At 66.5% G+C, this 1306-nt stretch carries 1 protein-coding gene; it reads left to right on the plus strand.

The window, feature by feature from the left end; translation table 11 throughout:
- Positions 1-25 precede the first annotated feature (25 nt).
- Entirely contained in the window at positions 26-1240 is a 1215-nt protein-coding gene (locus F0Q45_RS26040; protein WP_149656595.1) for an IS110 family transposase, read from the plus strand.
- Positions 1241-1306: the final 66 nt, after the last annotated feature.

Here is a 1306-nt window from a genome sequence, read left to right on the forward strand (position 1 = left end):
TCTTGACACGCCCGGAGGTGTTGTTGTGTCTGTGCATGTTGCTCCAGTCACGTCGTCCACGATTGTCGTTGCCGTCGATGTGGGCAAGACCTCGGCGATGCTCTCGGCGACCGATAGCGCCCGTCAACGTGTGTTCGGTCCGGTCGAGTTCGCCATGACCCGTTCGGGCCTGGTTGGTGTTGTGCATCGAGTGGGCGCGGTTGTGCCATCGTGTGCGCAGGTCAAGGTGGGTATTGAAGCGGCGGGACATTATCATCGCCCGGTGCTGGATTATCGGTGGCCGGCCGGGTGGGAGGTTTTGGAGTTCAATCCCGCGCACGTCGCTGAGCAACGCCGGGTGGCGGGTCGGCGGCGAGTCAAGACTGATGCGATCGACCTGGAGGCGATCACCGAGTTGGTGCTGGCGGGGCGGGGCCAGCCGCTCGGTGACCGCGAGGTGCGCATCGGTGAGCTGGCGGCCTGGGCGGCTCATCGATCGCGGCGGGTAGCCGTGCGCACGGCGACCAAGAATCAGCTGCTGGGTCAACTCGATCGCGCGTTTCCTGGGTTGACGCGGGCGTTGCCCGATGTGCTGGGCACCAAGATCGGTCGGTTGGTCGCCGCGGAGTTCACCGACCCGGCCCGGCTGTCGGCGCTGGGGGTGAGCCGGCTGATCCGCTTCGCCGCGGCCCGTGATATTCAGCTGCGCCGTCCGGTCGCTGAGCGGCTGGTGACCGCGGCTCGAGAAGTGTTGCCGACTCGCGACGCTGCGGTGGCCCGGCGGGTGCTGGCCACCGATATGGGACTGCTGGCCGACCTGGACACCCACATCGCCGCTGCCGAAGCCGAATTGGCGACATTGGTCCCCCTCAGTGTGTTCGCGACGTTGACCTCGGTTCCCGGCTGGGGTGTCGTGCGGGTGTCCAATTATGCTGCTGCCCTGCGTGATCCGGGACGGTGGCCGGGACCTCGGCAGATCTACCGGGCTTCGGGACTCTCACCCATGCAATACGAATCCGCCGGCAAACGCCGGGACGGAAAGATCAGCCGCGAAGGCAGTGTGGCGCTGCGCCGAGCGCTGATCGACCTCGGTATCGGCCTGTGGCTGTGTGAACCCGCCGCCAAAACCTATGCCGCCGAACTGAAATCACGCGGCAAACATGGCGGGATCATCGGCTGCGCGCTGGCGCATCGCGCCAACCGCATCGCCTATGCCCTGGTCCGCGATCACTCCGGCTACGACCCGTCCCGCTGGGCCTGACCCAAGCTTCGGTGGGATTTCCTCGGTCCTGGCCTTCAGCGCCGGAGACGCAGGAGCTGTCCACCT

Source organism: Mycobacterium simiae, assembly GCF_008370645.1.
GTDB lineage: Bacteria > Actinomycetota > Actinomycetes > Mycobacteriales > Mycobacteriaceae > Mycobacterium > Mycobacterium simiae_A.